Raw genomic sequence first — 18,427 nt, forward strand, 5'->3', positions numbered from 1 at the left:
TTCGTTGGGGGACTCTTTGCCCTTGTCGGGCCGGTCAGTGCTTCGGTGCGACGGCGATATCCTCGCCGTTGACGGCGTGGAACGGCGTACGGCGATCCATGATCAGCAGGTACGTGACGGCGGCCAGGATCGCGCCGACGAACCAGGAGAAGCCGGAGATATACGTGAACGCAGGGACGAGGGCAAGCACCAGCGCGACGATCGCAGCCGGTGTGCCCGCGATAACGGCCTTCCGGTTGACGCCACGGGTGTAGGCGTACTCCCCGTCGGGGGAATCCGAGTACAAATCCGGAATGTTGACCTTACCGTTACGGACCAGCCAGTAGTCGGCCATGATGACGCCGAACAGTGGTCCCAGGAGGGCGCCCAGCCCGCCGAGGAAGTAGACGATGACCACGGGCGAGTTGTACAGGTTCCAGGGCAGGATCACCAGGCCGATCACCGCGGAGATAATGGCTGCGCGGCGGAAGTTCAGCGTCCGCGGGAAAAGGTGGGCCAGCGTGTATATGGGTGCCACGAAGTTGGCCATGAGGTTCACGGCCACCGTCAGGATGATCAGGGCCAGGCAGGCCAGCACCAGCAGGAGCGTGTTCGGGATGGCGTTGACGACGTCGGTGGGCGACTCGATGACCGTACCGTCGATCCTGTACTGGGCGCCGGCGAGGACAACGACGATGGCGGCGAAGAAGAGCATGTTGATGGGGATGCCGAAGAAGTTGCCCCGCACCACCGACCGCCTGGACGGTGCGCCCCGGGTGAAATCGCAGAAGTTCAGCACGAACGTCCCGTAAACGACCACCCACAGCGCGGCCGACTGGAAAATCCGCACCCACATCACCGGGCCTGTCAGCGAGTCGGCGGTGGACCAGGCGATGGTCCCGCCGGCTTCCACCAACATCCAGACGGCCAGCGTGAGCATGGTGACCAGGATGATGGGGCCAGCGAACGCCTCGTACTTGCGGATCATCTCCATGCCGAAGCTCACGATCCCCGTCTGCACCGCCCACAGCGAAACGAACGAGATCCAGCCCAGGGTCGAGAGCCCGAGGAACGAGTCCGTATCGAGCGGTGCCAGCGACGGCGCGAGGGCTAGGATCAGCACACGAAGCACCACCGAGGCCAGATAGGTTTGGATGCCGAACCAGGCGACGGCCACGGCGCCGCGGATGATGGCGGGGATATTGGAGCCCCGGATGCCGAACGCGATCCTGCTCATGACCGGGAACGGCACGCCGGTCCGCTCGCCCATGAACCCCGAAAGGTTCAGGAGAAGGAACAGCAGGACGGCGCCGAGCAGGAAGGCGAGCATGATCTGCCAGGCGCCCAATCCCAGGGCGAACAATCCGATGGCAAACACGTAATTGCCCAGCGAGTGCACGTCGTTCGCCCAGAGCGTGAAGATGCTGTAGGCGTGCCAGGTGCGCCCCTTGCGCGTGGTGGGCGCCAGGTCCTCGTTATAGAGCCGGGGGCTCACGCCCGCGGGCACCCGGACCCGAGTGGATGGCTCCCCCCTCACGATTTCCTCGACCGCGGGGTCACCGGTGCCCCACGGCTCAGGGTCAATCAGATGCGGATGCCCGTGCTCGTCATGCGCGCCGGGATCGTTTTGGTGGGACATAATGCAGACCTCCGTAGGACGGAAACGGCATTGCCGGCAAAAAATCGGACTTTCCGCCTATTTCTTGATCTCGTAGCGCAGAAGTACCACACCGTTTTCGAACCCGGTGGCCTCGACCAGCAGCAGGTCCTGCCGATCCTCGAAGATGCGCGTTCCCTTGCCGCGTGACGCCGGGCAGACCAGCATCCGGACTTCGTCGACGATGCCGGCGTCCAGCAGGGAGTGCATGAGCGTCAAGCTCCCCCACAGCCAGATGTCCTTGCCGCCCTGCTCCTTGAGCTCCCGGATGGTGGCGGCCGGGTCGTGCGTCACGGTCGCGGCGGGAAAGTCGCCCCAGGGGGCGTCATCCAGCGTCGACGAGGCAACGAACTTGGTGAGGTTGTTGAGCTTCTCGCCGTACTCGCCCTGCTCGTCGGCATACGGCCAGTAGTCCTTGGACTGGGCGTAAGTATTCGCGCCGAGAATCATCGTGTCGACCGTGTCGATGAGCCCCATCACGCTTGCCTTGAACGCCTTGTTGGTGGTCTCGGAAAAGGGCTCCCCGGACACGAAGCTGAGTCCGCCGTCCTCTTCCGCGGCGATGTTGTCGACGGTAACCCACTGCTGGACGATGAGTTTTCGCATGGCGCCAACTGTAGTCCGCTGGCGCGCGGTCAACGAGCCCCATCTTGTAGCGCTGGCCCGGGCTGGACGAGGGCGCCGAATGTATTTGTATACACAGATGACGTGTTAGTGTCGGTTTTCGCCAATTTACTGGGCTCAATGGCAATTCGTGTATACACTGTTCCTAAGCAGCCGATTGAAGGGAGGGACCATGCGGGCCAGCGACAAAGCCTACGCAACGCTTCGCGAAGACATTATCGAATGGCGACTGGCACCCGGAACGGTCCTTGCCGAGGTGGAGCAGTCGGAACGCCTGGGCGTCTCACGCACTCCCGTCCGGGAGGCGCTGAGCCGGCTCAGCGCGGAAGGACTGACGACGGCGGCGGGCGGCCGCGGCGTCGTCGTCACCGACATCTCACTGGAGGACATCGACGAGATGTTCGAGCTCCGCGAAACCCTGGAGGGCAAGGCAGCCGCCCTCGCTGCCGAACGCGGCGAGCGCGCGGTCTTTGAGAAACTCCACGCGGATCTCCTGCGGGCGCAGGAGCTGATCAGCGACGCCGATCCCGCCCGGCATGAGTACTACGCCCTGGTGGGCCGGTTGGATGAGGCGATCGACGCCGCCATCTCCAACTCCTACCTCGCCCAGGCGATGCGCAGCCTGCGTGTCCATCTGGTCCGGGTCCGCCGCCTCGCCGCCGATGACGCCCCGCGTCTGAACGCGGCCGCCGTCGAACACGCGGCCATCGCGGAGGCCATCGCCGCTGGCAACGCCAGGCTCGCCGAGGCAGCCACCACCCTGCACCTGCACCGCAGCCTTTCCCACGTCAAAGCCACCCACCCACAGCACTAAGAAGGAGCACCATGGTTAAGCTCAACCACGTCCGCGTCTACAAGAGCGAAGAGAACCTCCCCCGCGAAGACCAGCTGGCGCACAAGATCGCCGTCGTCGCCGCCGACGCCGTCGAGGTCACTCCCGAGGTCACCGAGATGGTCATCAACCGTGTCATCGACAACGCCTCCGTGGCCATCGCCTCCCTGAACCGCGGCCCGATCGTGGCTGCCCGCGCCCAGGCGCTGACCCACGCACCGACCACCAACGGCAAGGGAGCCGGCGTCTTCGGCATAACGGACCGCGTCTCCCCCGAGTGGGCAGCCTGGGCCAACGGCGTGGCCGTCCGCGAGCTTGATTACCACGACACGTTCCTGGCGGCTGACTACTCGCACCCGGGCGACAACATCCCGCCGATTCTCGCCGTGGGCCAGCACGTCGGCGCGAGCGGTAAGGACCTGATCCGCGGCATTGCCACCGGCTACGAGATCCAGGTCAACCTGGTCAAGGCCATCTGCCTGCACAAGCACAAGATCGACCACGTGGCGCACCTCGGCCCGTCCGCCGCCGCCGGTATCGGCACGCTCCTGGGCCTGGACGTCGAGACGATCTTCCAGTCCGTCGGCCAGGCGCTGCATACCACCACCGCCACCCGGCAATCCCGCAAGGGTGAGATCTCCACCTGGAAGGCCCACGCACCGGCGTTCGCGGGCAAGATGGCGGTGGAAGCCGTGGACCGCTCCATGCGCGGCCAGACCTCCCCCGTGCCGATCTACGAAGGTGAAGACGGCGTGATCGCCTGGATGCTGGACGGCCCGGACGCCTCCTACGAAGTCCCCCTGCCCGAGGCCGGCGAAGCCAAGCGGGCCATCATGGACACGTACACCAAGGAACACTCCGCCGAATACCAGGCCCAGGCCTGGATCGACCTGGCCCGCAAGCTCCACGCCGAGCACCCCGAGGCAACGGACCCGTCCAACGTGGCCTCGGTCCTGATCAAGACCAGCCACCACACGCACTACGTGATCGGTTCCGGCGCCAACGACCCCCAGAAGTACAGCCCCACGGCCAGCCGGGAAACCCTGGACCACTCCATCCCGTACATCTTCACCGTGGCACTCCAGGACGGCTCCTGGCACCACGTTGACTCCTACAGTCCTGAGCGTGCCGGCCGCGCCGACACCGTGGAGCTGTGGAACAAGGTCAGCACCGTGGAAGACCCCGAATGGACCCGCCGCTACCACTCGCTGGACATCGCCGAGAAGGCCTTCGGCGGTTCCGTGGAAATCACCCTCACCGACGGCACGGTCATCACCGACCAGATCGCCGTAGCCGACGCCCACCCGCTCGGCGCCCGGCCGTTCGCCCGCCAGCAGTACATCAACAAGTTCCGCAGCCTGGCAGCCGGCCTGGTCGCCGAGGCGGAAATCGAGCGTTTCCTCGCGGCCGCCGAAAGCCTCCCGGACCTGGGCCCGGGCGAACTGGACCAGCTGAACATCACCGCCGCTCCGGGTGTCATCGACCTCAGCAACGCACCCGCCGGCCTCTTCTAAGCTCTGCTTACCCACCCCGCACAGGAGAACCAGATGCTGTATTCCAAGACAACCCCGGAACAGAAGCGGATCGCGCTGCGCGACATGCTCGCGTCCGGCACCATCCAACAGTTCCCGGGCGCCTTCAACCCGCTCTCGGCGCGGCTGATCGAGGAAAAGGGCTTCGCCGGTGTTTACGTCTCCGGAGCCGTGCTGGCCAATGACCTTGGCCTGCCGGACATTGGGCTGACCACCCTCACCGAGGTGGCCACGCGTGCCGGGCAGATCGCCCGCATGACCGACCTGCCTACGCTGGTGGACGCGGACACCGGCTTCGGCGAGCCCATGAACGTGGCCCGCAGCATCCAGGAACTGGAGAACGCCGGCCTGGCCGGCTGCCACATCGAAGACCAGTTCAACCCCAAGCGCTGCGGGCACCTGGATGGCAAGAACGTGGTGGACCAGGACACGGCCACCAAGCGCATCCGCGCCGCGGCTGATGCCCGCCGCGATCCGAACTTCCTCATCATGGCCCGGACCGATATCCGCGCCGTGGAGGGAATCGAAGCCGCCAAGGACCGGGCACGGGCCCTCGTGGAAGCCGGTGCGGACGCCATCTTCCCGGAAGCGATGAAGGACCTGTCCGAGTTCCAGGCCATCCGCGACGCCGTGGACGTGCCGATCCTTGCCAACATGACCGAGTTCGGCAAGAGCGATCTGTTCACCGTGGACCAGCTGCAGGGTGTGGGCGTCAACATGGTCATTTACCCGGTCACGCTGCTGCGCATTGCCATGGGCGCAGCAGAGCGTACTCTGGAATCGATCAAGGCAACAGGGTCGCAGGAAGCACAGGTGGAGAACATGCTCACCCGTGCGCGGCTTTATGACCTTGTGGACTATGAGGCCTACAACCACTTCGATACCGGCGTTTTCAACTTCCAAATTCCCGGCGTCCGCTAGGACCCGAGAGCCACCAAGGAGACTGCAAGCATTCCGGCACATCCGGGCTTGCCCAATGAACGAAGGAGGACAGCATGGAAGCTGTTGATATCAAGAAGGGCCTGGCCGGCGTCGTGGTGGACTACACCGCGGTTTCGAAGGTCAACCCGGACACCAATTCGCTGCTGTACCGCGGCTATCCCGTCCAGGAGCTCGCCGCCAGATGCAGCTTCGAGGAAGTGGCCTTCCTCTTGTGGAACGGCGAACTGCCCACCCCTGAAGAACTGTCCGCGTTCTCTGCCCGCGAGCGTGCCGGCCGCGCCCTTGATCCTGTGGTGAAGAAGATCGTCGACACAATTCCCACTACCGCCCACCCGATGGATGTCTGCCGGACCGCAGCATCCGTCATGGGCGCACGCCACCCTCTGGCCGAGGACTCCTCGCCCGAGGCCAACATGGCCAAGGCCGTGGATCTCTTCGCCGCCATGCCCGCGGTGGTCGCCTACGACCAGCGACGCCGGCGCGGCCAGGAAGTCGTGGAGCCCCGGGATGACCTGGGCTACTCGGAAAACTTCCTGTGGATGGCGTTCGGTGAAGACCAGGTCCCGGAGGTCGTGGAGGCCTTCAACGTCTCGATGATCCTGTACGCCGAGCACTCCTTCAACGCCTCCACCTTCACCGCCCGCGTGATCACGTCCAGCCTATCCGACCTGCACTCGGCAGTAACGGGCGCGATCGGCGCACTCAAAGGCCCGCTTCATGGCGGCGCCAACGAAGCCGTGATGCACACCTTCGACGAGATCGGCATCCGGCCCGAGGAATCACTGGATGAAGCGGCCGCCCGCGCCAGGGCATGGATGGAGGATGCACTGGCCCAGAAGAAAAAGGTCATGGGCTTCGGCCACCGCGTCTACAAGCACGGGGACTCCCGCGTCCCCACCATGAAGGCCGCGCTGGACAAGATGATCGCCCACTACGGCCGCCCTGAACTGCTGGGGCTGTACAACGGCCTCGAGCAGGCCATGGACGAGGCCAAGGCCATCAAACCGAACCTCGACTACCCGGCCGGCCCCACCTACCACCTGATGGGCTTCGACACTGCCACGTTCACTCCCCTGTTTGTGGCCAGCCGCATCACCGGGTGGACCGCCCACATCATGGAACAGGCAGCCAGCAACTCCCTGATCCGCCCGCTGAGCGAGTACAACGGACCGGACGAACGGCACGTTCCGTAATCCTCCCCACCGGCTCCCAAACCTCGCAAGCTCGGTTCGGGTCCCTCGCCGGCGTGGGCCCACCCGGCTCCCAAACCTCTGAACGCACGACGGCGGGCCGGTCACCTTTGAAGGTGGCCGGCCCGCCGTCGGCCGTTACGCCAACGCAGAGGTGGGGCGTGATCAGTCCAGCACTTCGCGGACGGTCTCGTTGTCATCGTTCAGGACCACTGTCAGGCGCAGGAATGACCCGGCAAGCGCGAGCGGCAGCCAGTGCGCTGCGTCCTGCCACATCCGGTCCACCGGCAAGGCGCCGACGTCGAACCATTCCGGCCGGATCTCGGCACTTTCGGCCGGCTGCCCGGTCCAATTGGCTGCGACAAAGAGCCGCGAACTCATGTTCCACTCCGGGCGGGCAGGAAAATCGAAGGTCACGACGCCGGCGTCGCGCAGATCCTCCTGCCGGACCACAATCCCGGCTTCCTCGTGGACTTCACGGCAGGCAGCCTCTGCGTCTGTCTCCCCCGGCTCAACATGGCCGCCGAGGCCCACCACCTTGCCGCGGCCGAAGCCGGTCTTCTTCAGGCCCAGCAGGACCTGCGGCACACCGGCGGACTCACGGGTGAGAAAGCACAGGGTGACAGGGGTAAACGTCATGCCCCCAACCTTATAGCGTGGCCGCCGGCGTCAGCCCAGCGCCCGGGGGTGGGCTGCTGCGTAAATTTCCCTCAGTGTGTCAGCCGTAACCAGGGTGTAGACCTGCGTTGTGGTAACCGAGGCGTGCCCCAGGAGTTCCTGCACCACGCGGACATCGGCGCCGCCTTCGAGCAGATGCGTCGCGAAGGAGTGCCGCAGTGTGTGCGGGGAAACATCCTTGGTGACGTTGGCTTTGTCCGCGGCCGCCTTCAGGATGGTCCAGGCGCTTTGCCGGCTGATCCTGCCGCCGCGGGCGTTCAGGAACAGGGCGGGCGTTCCCTTGCCCTTCGCCGCCAGCAGTGGACGGCCGCGCACCAGGTACGCGTCCACAGCCCGCGCCCCATAGGATCCCAGCGGCACCAGCCGTTCCTTGGATCCCTTGCCGAACAGGCGAACCACGGCGGGCCCGGCTTCGGCCTCGTGCAGGGCGATGTCGTCAACGTCCAGGCCCACGGCCTCGCTGATCCTCGCCCCGGTGGAATAGAGAAATTCGAGCAGGGCACGGTCCCTGAGCCCTGTGGCGGTGTCCGTGCCCGCGGCTTCAAGGATCCGGGTGACTTCGTCGACGCTGATGGCCTTGGGCAGCCGTTTTCCCGGCATGGGCGGGTGGACGTCGCTGGCGGGGTCCGTCGTTGTGATCCCCTCCAGAGCCCAGAACTTGTGGAGCCCCCGGACGGCCACCACAGTCCTGGCAGCAGACCGGACGCCCAGGGCCGTGCCGCCGTCGGATCCGTCGTTGAGGGCCATCAGGAACCCCGTCACGTGGTGGCGGGTGATCTGGCCCGGGCCCTGGCAGCCCTCCGACGTCACGTAACGGGAGTAGCGCGCCAGGTCACGGCGGTAGGCGGAGAGTGTGTTGGCTGCCAGGCCGCGTTCCACGCCCATATGTTGCAGATACTCGGTGATGGCACGGTCGATGGCCGTCTGTGGCCGGACGGGCGGCGTCGGGGCTTCGGCCTCAGTGCTCGCCGTCATCAACGCTGGCTGGGGTGCGCAGGCCAGGGTGCATCCGCGGGGCGCAGTCCCGCAAAGCCGTCAGCTTTCGCCGCGGCGGCGGCCAGGATGCCGACGACGGCGGACGGGTTGTGCAGCCTGCCTTCCAGGACCGCGGCCACGGCGTCGTCCAAAGCGATCCAGTGGAACTCAATCTCGGCCTCCTCATCGGTCCGCTCATGGCGTTCTTGGTGAGGCACGTCGGTGAGGTCCCGGGCGAGGTAGATGCGGATGGCCTCGCTGGAGGAGCCCGGCGAGTTGAAGAAGTCCACCAGGACGTTCCATTCGCCGGCCGCGAGGTCCGCCTCCTCGGCGAGTTCGCGGGCAGCCCCCGCCACAAAATCCTCGCCTTCCACATCCAGCAGGCCCGCTGGAATTTCCCAAAGGTCCATGCCCACGGGGTGCCGGTACTGCCTGATCAGCAGAACCTCGCCGGCATCGTTCATGGGCAGGACGGCCACGGCGCCAGGGTGGTCAATGTAGTCCCGGGTCAGGGACTCCCCCGTTTCGCTCAGCTGGAAGCTGTCGCTGACCACATCCCAGATCCGGCCTTCGTAGACCTTCTCCGTAGACAGAAGACGGCGCGGGCTCGGTGCATCCGAAACCTGCCGTGCAGCTTGGGGGGTTTCAGGTGTGCCGGGCATCGCGCCGTCCTCTACTTATTCGGTTCTATTTTGCGGCAACCGTACGCAACGGCTTGGCTGCCGGCGCGTCCTGTGCTTTCTGGTGGTCCAGTGCGGCCTTGACGAGCCCGGCGAAGAGCGGGTGCGGCCGCGTGGGCCGTGAGCTCAGTTCGGGGTGCGCCTGGGTTGCCACGTAGAACGGGTGGACCTCGCGGGGCAGCTCTACGAATTCCACGAGCTTGCCGTCCGGTGACGTTCCGGAGAACACGAGGCCCTCGGCAGCGATCTGGTCGCGGTACTTGTTGTTGACCTCGTAGCGGTGCCGGTGGCGTTCGCTGACAGTGGTCTTGCCGTAGGTCTCTGCAATGACCGAGCCGTCGTCGAGCTTTGCCTCGTACAGGCCCAGGCGCATGGTGCCGCCAAGATCACCCTTGCCGTCCACGATGTCCAGCTGCTCTTCCATGGTGGCAATCACCGGGTATTTGGAATCCGGTTCGAACTCGGACGAGGAAGCTCCTTCGAGGCCCACCACGTTGCGCGCATATTCGATCACCATGCACTGCAGGCCCAGGCACAGGCCCAGGACCGGCAGCTTGGTTTCGCGGGCGTACTTCAGGGCGCCCAGCTTGCCTTCGAGGCCGCGGATGCCGAATCCGCCGGGAACGCAGATGGCGTCCACGCCGTCCAGGGACGCCACGGCGCCTTCATGGGTTTCGCACTCATCCGACGGTACCCAGCGGATCTTGACCTTGGTGTCGTTGGCGAAGCCGCCGGCACGCAGGGCCTCGGTCACGGACAGGTAGGCGTCCGGCAGGTCGATGTACTTGCCCACCAGCGCGATTTCCACGTGGTGCTTGGGGTTGTGCACTGCTTCGAGCAGCTTGTCCCAGCTGGTCCAGTCAACGTCCTTGAACGGCAGGTCCAGGGCGCGGACGATGTAGGAATCCAGTCCCTGCGTGTGCAGGGTCTTGGGGATGTCGTAGATACTGGGGGCATCCGGGCATCCGATGACGGCTTCGATATCGACGTCGCACATGCGGCCGATCTTGGCGCGCATCGGCTCTGGGACTTCGCGGTCCGAGCGGACCACGATGGCCTCGGGCTGGATGCCGATGGAGCGCAGGGCCGCCACGGAGTGCTGCGTCGGTTTGGTCTTCAGTTCCTGCGAGGGTCCGATGTAGGGCACCAGCGAGACGTGGACGAAGAAGACGTTGCCGCGGCCGATGTCCTGGCGGACCTGGCGGGCCGACTCGAGGAAGGGCTGCGACTCGATGTCGCCCACGGTGCCGCCAATTTCGGTGATGATGACGTCCGGCGCGTTCTTGCCTTCGGCCGGAAGCCGCATGCGGCGCTTGATCTCATCGGTGATGTGCGGGATGACCTGGACGGTGTCACCGAGGTATTCGCCGCGGCGTTCCTTGGCGATCACGGTGGAGTAGACCTGGCCGGTGGTCACGTTGGCTGAGCCCTCGAGGTTTTCGTCGAGGAACCGCTCGTAGTGTCCGATGTCCAGGTCCGTCTCGGCGCCGTCGTCGGTGACGAAGACCTCGCCGTGCTGGAAGGGGTTCATCGTGCCCGGATCCACGTTCAGATAGGGATCGAGCTTCTGCATAGTTACAGACAGGCCGCGTGCCCGCAGGAGGTGACCGAGGCTCGAAGCCGTCAGCCCCTTACCGAGCGAGGACGCCACACCACCGGTTACGAAGATGTGTTTGGTCGTCTTGGACGAGCCCGGGAACCGGGAATTTACACGGGAATTTGATCGCTGCACCACGGAATTCGAGCCTATCATCAATTGAGCCTTTCCCCGATCAGGAACTGTCTCCCCAAATGATCCAGTGTGCATGGCAAGGCGCCCTGCGATCAAGGGGTGTTCGCCCTCAGGCCCGCTGCGGCAGCAGTTTTGCGTCGTCCAGCAGCTCCTGGGCGTGTGCCTGGGCCGATTCCGAGTCCTCCTGGCCCGCCAGCATCCGGGCGAGTTCCCGCACACGCCCCGGGCCATCGAGGAGGCGAACATCACTGGACGTGAACCCGGTGGCGGTGCCGCCGTCGGCCCCCCTGACGGATGTCTTGGTGACGGTGATGTGCTGGTCCGCGAAGGCTGCCACCTGCGGCAGGTGCGTGACCACCAGGACCTGCACATGCTGTGCCAGCATGGCCAGCCGGCGGCCAATTTCGACGGCGGCCCGCCCGCCGACCCCGGCGTCCACCTCATCGAACACAAACGTGGGCACCGGATCCACCGCAGCCAGCACCACCTCGATGGCCAGCATCACGCGGGAGAGTTCGCCGCCGGAGGCGCCCTTGCCCAGCGGACGGGCCGGGGCTCCGGAGTGCGGCTGGAGCAGGAACGTGATCTCGTCCGCTCCATGCGGTGTCAACTGGGCGGCCGCCTCACGGGTGATCACCAGCGTGGCGTCCGCCATGGCGAGTGCCTTCAGCTCCGCGCTCACCCGGCCGGACAGGTCCTTGGCAGCCTTGGCGCGGATTTTGCTGACGGCGGCTGCCTGCGTCTGCAGTTCCGCTTCGGTCCGGACCACGTCCGCGTCCAGGGCTTCGATCCTGGTGGAGTCGTCCTGCAGCTCGTCGAAGCGGACCCGGGCGTTTTCCGCCCACACTAGGACTTCGTCAATGCTGGGGGCGTACTTGCGGACCAAGGTGGCCAGGGCGGCCCGCCGGTCCTCGATCTCGGCGAGCCGTTCCGGGCCCTCCGAGTCCAGGCCGGCCTGGTAGCTGGCCAGCTCCGTGGCGATGTCGTTAAGCAGGAAGCCCACTTCGGCCAGGCGTGCTGCGGCGGACCCGAGCTCGGCGTCATGCTCGGCCACGTGCTCCAAAGTTCTTTTCGCAACGTCCACGAGGGTGGTGGCGTCGCCCGCGTCACCGTAGTCTTCCGCGATGAGCGCCTGGTGCGCCGTGTTGGCTGCAATCCTGAGCTCTTCGACGTTGGCCAGTTTCACAGCCTCGGCCTTGAGGGACTCATCCTCCCCCGGCTGCGGATCCACGGTGCTGATTTCGGCAAGGGCGACTTCCAGCGACTCGGCCTCGCGGAGCCTGTCCCGGGCGGCGCTGCGAAGGGTTTCCAGCTCCGCCTGGCTGGCCTTCCAATGGCTGTAGAGCGCCTGGTAGGAGGCCATCGGGCCCGCCAGCGCATCACCGGCAAATTTGTCGAGGGCGCCGCGCTGGGCGGCCGCCCCCTTCAGCCTGATCTGGTCCGACTGCCCGTGGACCACCACGAGGGTTTCACCGATCTCCGCCAGAACGCCCACCGGGGCGGCCCGCCCGCCCAGGAAGGCCCGGCTGCGACCGTCCGCACCGAGGCGACGCGCAAGAATAAGCTCAGCGCCGCCGTCGAACTCCTCCACGTCGGCACCCGCTTCAACTGCCCGGGCAATCGCCGGATGCCCGGCGTCGAGCTTGAGGACGGCCTCCGCCGTGGCGCTCTTCGCGCCGCTCCGGACCGCGCCGGCGTCGGACCTCGCCCCCAGCAGGAGGCCGACGGCGGTGACCACCATCGTTTTGCCGGCTCCGGTTTCGCCGGTAACGACGCTCAGCCCAGGGCCCAGCGGCAGCGTGGCGTCGGCGATGACGCCCAGATCGCGGATTCTCAGTTCTTCAAGCATGGTTCACTTTGCGGTCGCGGGATCGGTATCGTCCTCCGGCTGGTCGCCGGAGGCAAGCTGGAGCGGCGGCCTGGGCCGCGGCGTCCGGACGATCGGGATGGGTCCGGTGTGGATGGTCTCCGACTGCGGTACAGGTCCGCGCCAGCCGTGGATGGGGAGTTCAAATTTGCGGACCAAACGCGCTGAAAAGGGCGTCTGGTGCGTCCTGGCCAGCCTGACCGGGGTGGCGGACTTGGTCACTTCAACCCGGGCGCCGGGCGGCAGGTCCACGGAGCGCCGGCCATCGCACCAGAGCACGCCCTGGGCACCGGTGCGCGTGAGGACTTCCACGGCCAGCCGGGACCGGGGCGATACCACCAGCGGTTTGGCAAAGAGCGCGTGGGCGCTGATGGGAACTATCACCAGGGCCTCGACCTCGGGCCAGACCACGGGTCCGCCGGCGGAGAACGCGTACGCGGTGGAGCCCGTGGGGGTGGCCACCACCACACCGTCGCAGCCGAAGGACGTCAGCGGGCGCTCGTCCACTTCGGTCACCACCTCGATCATGCGTTCGCGGTTGCCTTTTTCGATCGCGGCCTCATTCAGGGCCCAGGTGTGCCAGATCTTCTGGCCGCGGACCCAGACCTGGACGTCGATAGTCATGCGCTCTTCAACCGTGTAGTCGCGGCGGGCAATCCATTCCACCGTCTGGGCCAGGTCCGCCCGCTCGCTCTCGGCCAGGAAGCCGACGTGGCCAAGGTTGACGCCCAGCAAGGGTACGTCCACCTCGCGCACCAGCTCCGCGGCGCGCAGGATGGTGCCGTCACCGCCCAGGACCATCACCAGCTCGACGTCCGGCAGCTGTACGTGGTCGTGCAGGATCTCCACCGGTTGGCTGAGCTGCCCGAAGAATCGTTCCATGTCGCGCAGCTCAGACTCCTGCATGACGGGAACAATGCCGGAGTCATGCAGTTGGGCGCAGGCTTCCCAGGCGGCCTTCAGTGACTCCTCGCGGCCAGTGTGGGCAAGGACAAGTACTCGCCTGCTCATCGGGTTCCGCTTTCTAGTGGTTCGGCCAGATTCGGCCAAGCAATCCGTCAATGGCTGCGAGGCGCTCTTCGATCTTAGGCAGGTCTTGGGTCATCCTGCGCTTTATCCACAGGAAGTATTCGACGTTTCCGTCCTGGCCCGGCAGCGGGCTGGCCGCCAAGCCGCATAAGTCCAGTCCGGCGTCGAGCGCTGCATTGGCAACTTTTTCCACTGCCATCCGGCGTTCGCGCTCGGAGGTGACCACGCCGGTGCGGCCCAGCCGGTCCTTGCCGATCTCGAACTGGGGCTTCACCATCAGCACCAGGTCGCCGCCCGGCTGCGTGCACAGCGCCAGGGGCAGGACCACCAGGGTCAGCGAGATGAAGGAGAGGTCGGCCACCGTGAGTTCGACCTGGCCGCCGATGTCCTCCGGCGCCATGTACCGCACGTTCATGCCTTCATGCACGGCTACGCGGTCATCGGCGCGGAGCTGAGGGACCAGCTGGTCATGGCCGACGTCGACCGCCACCACGTGTGCCGCACCGCGCCGCAGGAGCACCTCGGTGAAGCCGCCGGTGGAGGCGCCGGCGTCCAGGCACCTCTTGCCGGCAACAGTGACCTCCGGGAATGCGTCCAAAGCCCCGGCGAGCTTGTGCCCGGCCCGGCTGACGTAGCTGTCCTCTTCCGTGTGCTCGACCGACAGGTCCTTGCCGTCGTCGACCTGGAGGGACGCCTTGGACAGGACCTGCCCGGCCGAGCTCACCTTGCCCTCGGCAATCAACGAAGCAGCGTGGGTCCGGGACCTGGCCAGGCCGCGGGCGACGAGCGCCTGGTCAAGTCGTGCCATGCTCAAGCTTCTCCTTCGCCGTTTGGGGCCTCTTCGTTCAACGCGTGCAGCAGGGCATCGTGGAGGTCGCTGTAAACAGCCTCATGCTCAGACACGGGCAACCGTTCGACGCCGTCCAGCGCGGCCGTTATCGCCGCAATGGATGGATCGGTGGTTGCCGGCGCCGCTGTGTCCGGCCACTCCGGCGTTGGCTGGGCTGCTTCCGGATGGTGCGCTTCGTTCAGCTCAGTCATTGGACCAGTCTAATGATTGCGCCACTCGAGTTTGGGTTCGGTGGGAAGGGCGGCGTCGGGGACCGCAGTCCACCAGGCGGCGCAGGCGGCCCGCCACGAATCCAGGTCACCTTCGCTGCCGCTGACGTGTATGGTGTCACCGCTGACCCGCGCAGTGGAGGCCCCGCAGCGGTGCGTTCCGTCAGTGTGGTCCAGCGCCGGGTAGGGGCGGTGGAGGTCGCTGAGGGAATTGATGATGTAGTCCGGGCGTTCCGCAGTGCGTGCGGCCAGGATGGTAGCTGTGGTGTCGACGCCGGTCAGCACTGCCACCGTGGCAAACCCGGCGTTGTTGCCGCCGAGGATGTCGGTGTCCAGACGGTCGCCCACCACCAGCGGGCGGTCAGCCGCGAGCCGTTTGGCGGCGGCGTGGAAGAGCGGGGCCTCCGGCTTGCCGGCAACCCGCGGCGTCTGTCCGGTGGCGGCGGCTACAGCAGCCACGAGGGTGCCGTTGCCCGGGGCTATGCCGCGTGCCTGCGGAATGGACATATCGGTGTTGGTTGCGATCCACAGTGCTCCGGCCGACACGACGTACGCCGCCTCGGCAAGATCTTTCCAGCCGATCCCGGGATTGAATCCCTGGACCACGGCTACCGGATCCTCGTCCTGGCTGTGGACAGGCGTAAGTCCCACCAGTTCGATTTCCTGCGCCAGTGCGGGGCTGCCGGTGATCAGCACCCGCGCTCCGGGGGCGACGAGTGACGCAAGGAGTTCGGCCGCGGCCTGCGAGGAACTGACCACCTGCTCGTCGTCTGCCGGTGCACCCAGTTCACGGAGATGCGCCGCTACCTGCGCCGGGGTGCGGGAGGCATTGTTGGTGACATACCCCAGGCCAATGCCCAAACCCTCCAGTTGCTGCAGCGAGTCCACGGCGCCGGGGATCGCGTGCTGCCCGGCGTAGACCACGCCGTCCAGGTCCGCCAAAAGGGCGTCGAACAGGGAAATCAGTGGAACTTCAGTCATAGCGGGCTAGCTGTCCCGTCCTTCAGAGTGGCCATCAGTGGCGTTGTTGCTGTCGTCTGCTTCGCTGTGCTCTTCTTCATCACGCTCGGCCTCATCGCGCTCGGCGTCGCCGGCTTCCAGCTCATCTGCTTCGAGGGAATCCTCGTCAGACTCGGCGTCATCGGACTCGAAGAAATCCGATTCCACGTCGTCGATGTCTGCATCCACGGCGGCGGCCTCAACGGCAGTATTGTCCGCGGCTGCTTCGGTCCGGGCAGCAGGCGTCGATGCAGCGGCTTCGGGGCCTGCGGCAGCGCGCTCCAGCAGACGCCGGCGCTGAGCTTCCTCGCGGGCTTCCTCTTCCTCGTCCCAGCCGAGGTCCACGATATCGGGTTCCTCATCGACGCCGAGGCCCAGGGCATTTTCAGCCACAATTGCCTGGTTCTGCCATTTTGCCGCCTCATCTTCGCGACCAACGGCCGACAGGGCGTTTGCGTACGCCCGGAACAGCCGCGGGCTGTAGGAGAAGGCACGGTTCATGTCTAGCTGGGCTATTTCAAGTTCAGCCACGGCGGCGTCCAGCTGCCCGAGGTCGGACCGTGCCCCGGCCGCCACGATGGCCAGCTCAACTTTGCCGGGGGCGTCCAGGTCTTTGGCTTCCTCGGACCGCACCACGTCAAGGGCACGGTCAGGCCGGCCCAGTCCGCGTTCACAGTCTGCCATCACGGGAAGGTGGACGTTTGAACCGCTGATGCGGCGGTAGGTCCGGAATTCGCGCAGCGCTTCGCCGTAGTGTCCTGCCGCGTAAGCAGTGAGGCCGACGGCTTCACGAACGGCAGCCAGCCGGCCACCACGCCGGCTCGCGGCGAGGGCATGCTGGAAAGCCAGCTCGGGCTCTTCGTCGATCAGGCGTCCGGCCATAACCAGGTGGCGGGCAACCCACTCGGCGCTCTTGTCTTCCAGGGTCTTGATCTGGTGCTGCGTAGCGCGGTCAAGCTCCTTGCCCGTGACATCCTCATCGATTTCCGGGGAACGTTCGCGGTCCGGGCGGTTGGCGCTGCGAAGATCACGCGCGTTGGGTACACGGACCGGGCGGTCTTCCGCACGGTCCCTGCCGAACTGGCGGGGGCCGGAATCACCACGGTCGAAGCTGCGGGGGGCACGGTCCTGGCGGTCACCGAACGGCTTGCGGTTGTCGCCGCCGGAGAACCCACGACGCTCACCGTCACCTTCGCGGCGCGGACGATCACCAAAGGACTTGTTGTCACGGTCACCGTAAGGCTTGCGTTCGCCACCGCCGCTGAAGGGCTTCCGGTCTCCGCCGCCACTAAAGGGCTTGCGCTCTCCGCCGCCGAAGCTGCGACGCTCGCCGTCACCTTCACGGCGCGGACGGTCACCATAAGGCTTGTTGTCGCGGTCACCATAGGGTTTGCGTTCGCCGCCGCCTGTGAACGGTTTCCGGTCCCCGCCGCCGCTGAAAGGCTTTCGCTCTCCACCACCGAAGGTCCGACGCTCACCGTCACCTTCACGGCGCGGACGATCACCATAAGGCTTGTTGTCGCGGTCACCATAGGGTTTGCGTTCGCCGCCGCCTGTGAACGGTTTCCGGTCCCCGCCGCCGCTGAAAGGCTTTCGCTCTCCACCACCGAAGGTCCGACGCTCGCCATCACCTTCACGGCGCGGACGGTCACCATAAGGCTTGTTGTCGCGGTCACCATAGGGTTTGCGTTCGCCGCCGCCGCTGAAAGGCTTGCGCTCGCCACCGCCACCGAAGGTACGACGCTCGCCATCACCTTCACGACGCGGACGATCACCAAAAGGCTTACGTTCGCCGGAACCAGGCGCGCGCTTCGGAGCCTCTGGGTTACGGTCTTCGCGGGAACGGAATCCCCGCGGGTCGCCGCCAGAATTGTTGTTGCCGCGGAAAGGACCGCGGTCGTTGCCTCCGCGGTTGCCGCCGTTGTGCTCAGCCATGGGATTCCTCCTGTTATGAGCCGACCACTGGCGCAATCGCAGCCGCTCGTTCCGTGTTTCGTTTTCCTACGCAACCCGAAATCAAGCGCTTCGAAGTCCGTACATCTCAGTCAATTCTAGGCGAGACCCCACCAACAGATGACATGGATCCGTCTCCAGGTCGCCGTCGTGGGAATGTTCACACTCCCCAGGTGACGCTCGCGCAGTTTCTGCGGGTTTCCGGCGGACGCTCTCGCACTTCCTGCACGTTTCGGGGTGACGCTCTGCCACTTTCGCGTGCTGGATCGTGCAGTGCACGACGGCGGCGGGTCGGGTGGGTGCGGGCCGGGGCTTGCTGCGGGTGGTGGGTGGGGGTGTCCAAATTCACTGCAGGATGTGAGGGAGCGTCCCGGGCTGGTGGGTGCGGCGTTTTCGGTGGGGTGCCGGGCTGGTCCTGCGTTTGGGGGGGTGTTTGTGGTGTGGTGGTTAACGTGGGAGAGCCCCCCAACCTGGTGGTTGGGGGGCTCTCGACCGTTTTAATGATGTTCCGGCGGTGACCTACTCTCCCACACCCTCCCGGGTGCAGTACCATCGGCGCTGTGGGTCTTAGCTTCCGGGTTCGGAATGGGACCGGGCGTTTCCCCCACGCTATGACCGCCGTAACCCTTCGACCCGTCACACCCGAAGGGGGTGTGTGGGAAATCTGGTTACAACATGCTTTCTGCAACTTTTGGTTGC

At 65.9% G+C, this 18,427-nt stretch carries 17 protein-coding genes and 1 rRNA gene; 5 read left to right on the forward strand and 13 right to left on the reverse strand.

Going from position 1 to position 18,427, the window contains the following annotated elements; genetic code table 11:
- Positions 1 to 34: 34 nt before the first annotated feature.
- Both AU252_RS02740 and AU252_RS02745 read right to left on the reverse strand, forming a co-directional pair.
- Positions 35 to 1,618, reverse strand: coding sequence for an NCS1 family nucleobase:cation symporter-1 (locus AU252_RS02740; RefSeq protein ID WP_083510231.1), 1,584 nt, complete (start codon positions 1,616 to 1,618; stop codon positions 35 to 37).
- Between the two features lie 57 nt (positions 1,619 to 1,675).
- Positions 1,676 to 2,242: a dihydrofolate reductase family protein gene (locus AU252_RS02745; RefSeq protein WP_058929416.1), complete on the reverse strand. Its 567-nt coding sequence runs from the start codon at positions 2,240 to 2,242 to the stop codon at positions 1,676 to 1,678.
- Positions 2,243 to 2,432: 190 nt separating this feature from the next.
- Between AU252_RS02745 and AU252_RS02750 the strand changes: the two genes are divergently transcribed.
- From AU252_RS02750 to AU252_RS02765, 4 genes are all read left to right on the forward strand, one after another.
- The gene (locus tag AU252_RS02750; protein WP_058929417.1) at positions 2,433 to 3,074 is read left to right on the forward strand and encodes a GntR family transcriptional regulator; all 642 of its coding nucleotides are present in this window, start codon (positions 2,433 to 2,435) and stop codon (positions 3,072 to 3,074) included.
- Positions 3,075 to 3,085: 11 nt separating this feature from the next.
- Entirely contained in the window at positions 3,086 to 4,606 is a 1,521-nt protein-coding gene (locus tag AU252_RS02755) for an MmgE/PrpD family protein (RefSeq protein WP_058929418.1), read from the forward strand.
- A 33-nt stretch (positions 4,607 to 4,639) separates the two neighbouring features.
- Positions 4,640 to 5,545, forward strand: a complete 906-nt coding sequence (gene prpB, locus AU252_RS02760; protein ID WP_058929419.1) for a methylisocitrate lyase — start codon at positions 4,640 to 4,642, stop codon at positions 5,543 to 5,545.
- Positions 5,546 to 5,619: 74 nt separating this feature from the next.
- Complete coding sequence (locus tag AU252_RS02765; protein ID WP_058929420.1) at positions 5,620 to 6,759, forward strand: bifunctional 2-methylcitrate synthase/citrate synthase; 1,140 nt, start codon at positions 5,620 to 5,622, stop codon at positions 6,757 to 6,759.
- Between the two features lie 162 nt (positions 6,760 to 6,921).
- Here the strand turns inward: AU252_RS02765 and AU252_RS02770 are convergent, their stop codons facing one another.
- The 10 genes from AU252_RS02770 to AU252_RS24425 form a co-directional block, all read right to left on the reverse strand.
- The gene (locus AU252_RS02770) at positions 6,922 to 7,395 is read right to left on the reverse strand and encodes an 8-oxo-dGTP diphosphatase (protein WP_058929421.1); all 474 of its coding nucleotides are present in this window, start codon (positions 7,393 to 7,395) and stop codon (positions 6,922 to 6,924) included.
- A 30-nt stretch (positions 7,396 to 7,425) separates the two neighbouring features.
- Positions 7,426 to 8,409 carry a site-specific tyrosine recombinase XerD gene (gene xerD / locus AU252_RS02775; protein ID WP_205630626.1) on the reverse strand — a complete coding sequence of 328 codons (984 nt, stop codon included), beginning with the start codon at positions 8,407 to 8,409 and terminating at the stop codon, positions 7,426 to 7,428.
- A complete protein-coding gene (locus AU252_RS02780) occupies positions 8,409 to 9,071 on the reverse strand; it encodes an NUDIX domain-containing protein (RefSeq protein WP_058929423.1) in 663 nt (220 codons plus the stop codon). The genes xerD and AU252_RS02780 overlap by 1 nt, the downstream gene beginning before the upstream one ends.
- A gap of 25 nt (positions 9,072 to 9,096) precedes the next feature.
- The gene (locus tag AU252_RS02785; protein ID WP_058929424.1) at positions 9,097 to 10,842 is read right to left on the reverse strand and encodes a CTP synthase; all 1,746 of its coding nucleotides are present in this window, start codon (positions 10,840 to 10,842) and stop codon (positions 9,097 to 9,099) included.
- 88 nt (positions 10,843 to 10,930) lie between these two features.
- Positions 10,931 to 12,670 (reverse strand): DNA repair protein RecN, encoded by a 1,740-nt coding sequence (recN, locus tag AU252_RS02790; RefSeq protein WP_058929425.1) that lies wholly within the window; start codon positions 12,668 to 12,670, stop codon positions 10,931 to 10,933.
- A 3-nt stretch (positions 12,671 to 12,673) separates the two neighbouring features.
- Positions 12,674 to 13,699, reverse strand: coding sequence for an NAD kinase (locus AU252_RS02795; RefSeq protein WP_058929426.1), 1,026 nt, complete (start codon positions 13,697 to 13,699; stop codon positions 12,674 to 12,676).
- 13 nt (positions 13,700 to 13,712) lie between these two features.
- The gene (locus tag AU252_RS02800; RefSeq protein WP_058929427.1) at positions 13,713 to 14,525 is read right to left on the reverse strand and encodes a TlyA family RNA methyltransferase; all 813 of its coding nucleotides are present in this window, start codon (positions 14,523 to 14,525) and stop codon (positions 13,713 to 13,715) included.
- A gap of 2 nt (positions 14,526 to 14,527) precedes the next feature.
- Positions 14,528 to 14,758, reverse strand: a complete 231-nt coding sequence (locus AU252_RS02805) for a hypothetical protein (protein WP_058929428.1) — start codon at positions 14,756 to 14,758, stop codon at positions 14,528 to 14,530.
- A gap of 9 nt (positions 14,759 to 14,767) precedes the next feature.
- On the reverse strand, positions 14,768 to 15,757 hold the full coding sequence (locus AU252_RS02810) for an HAD-IIA family hydrolase (RefSeq protein WP_058929429.1): 990 nt from the start codon (positions 15,755 to 15,757) through the stop codon (positions 14,768 to 14,770).
- Positions 15,758 to 15,763: 6 nt separating this feature from the next.
- Entirely contained in the window at positions 15,764 to 16,657 is an 894-nt protein-coding gene (locus AU252_RS24425; protein WP_240484305.1) for a hypothetical protein, read from the reverse strand.
- Between AU252_RS24425 and AU252_RS24430 the strand changes: the two genes are divergently transcribed.
- Positions 16,610 to 17,830, forward strand: a complete 1,221-nt coding sequence (locus tag AU252_RS24430; protein WP_240484306.1) for a hypothetical protein — start codon at positions 16,610 to 16,612, stop codon at positions 17,828 to 17,830. The genes AU252_RS24425 and AU252_RS24430 overlap by 48 nt on opposite strands.
- 404 nt (positions 17,831 to 18,234) lie before the next feature.
- Here AU252_RS24430 and rrf read toward each other — a convergent pair.
- Positions 18,235 to 18,351: ribosomal RNA gene (gene rrf / locus AU252_RS02820) — 5S ribosomal RNA — on the reverse strand.
- Between the last annotated feature and the right edge of the window lie 76 nt (positions 18,352 to 18,427).

Origin of the sequence: Pseudarthrobacter sulfonivorans (genome assembly GCF_001484605.1) — a bacterium.
Classification (GTDB): domain Bacteria; phylum Actinomycetota; class Actinomycetes; order Actinomycetales; family Micrococcaceae; genus Arthrobacter; species Arthrobacter sulfonivorans_A.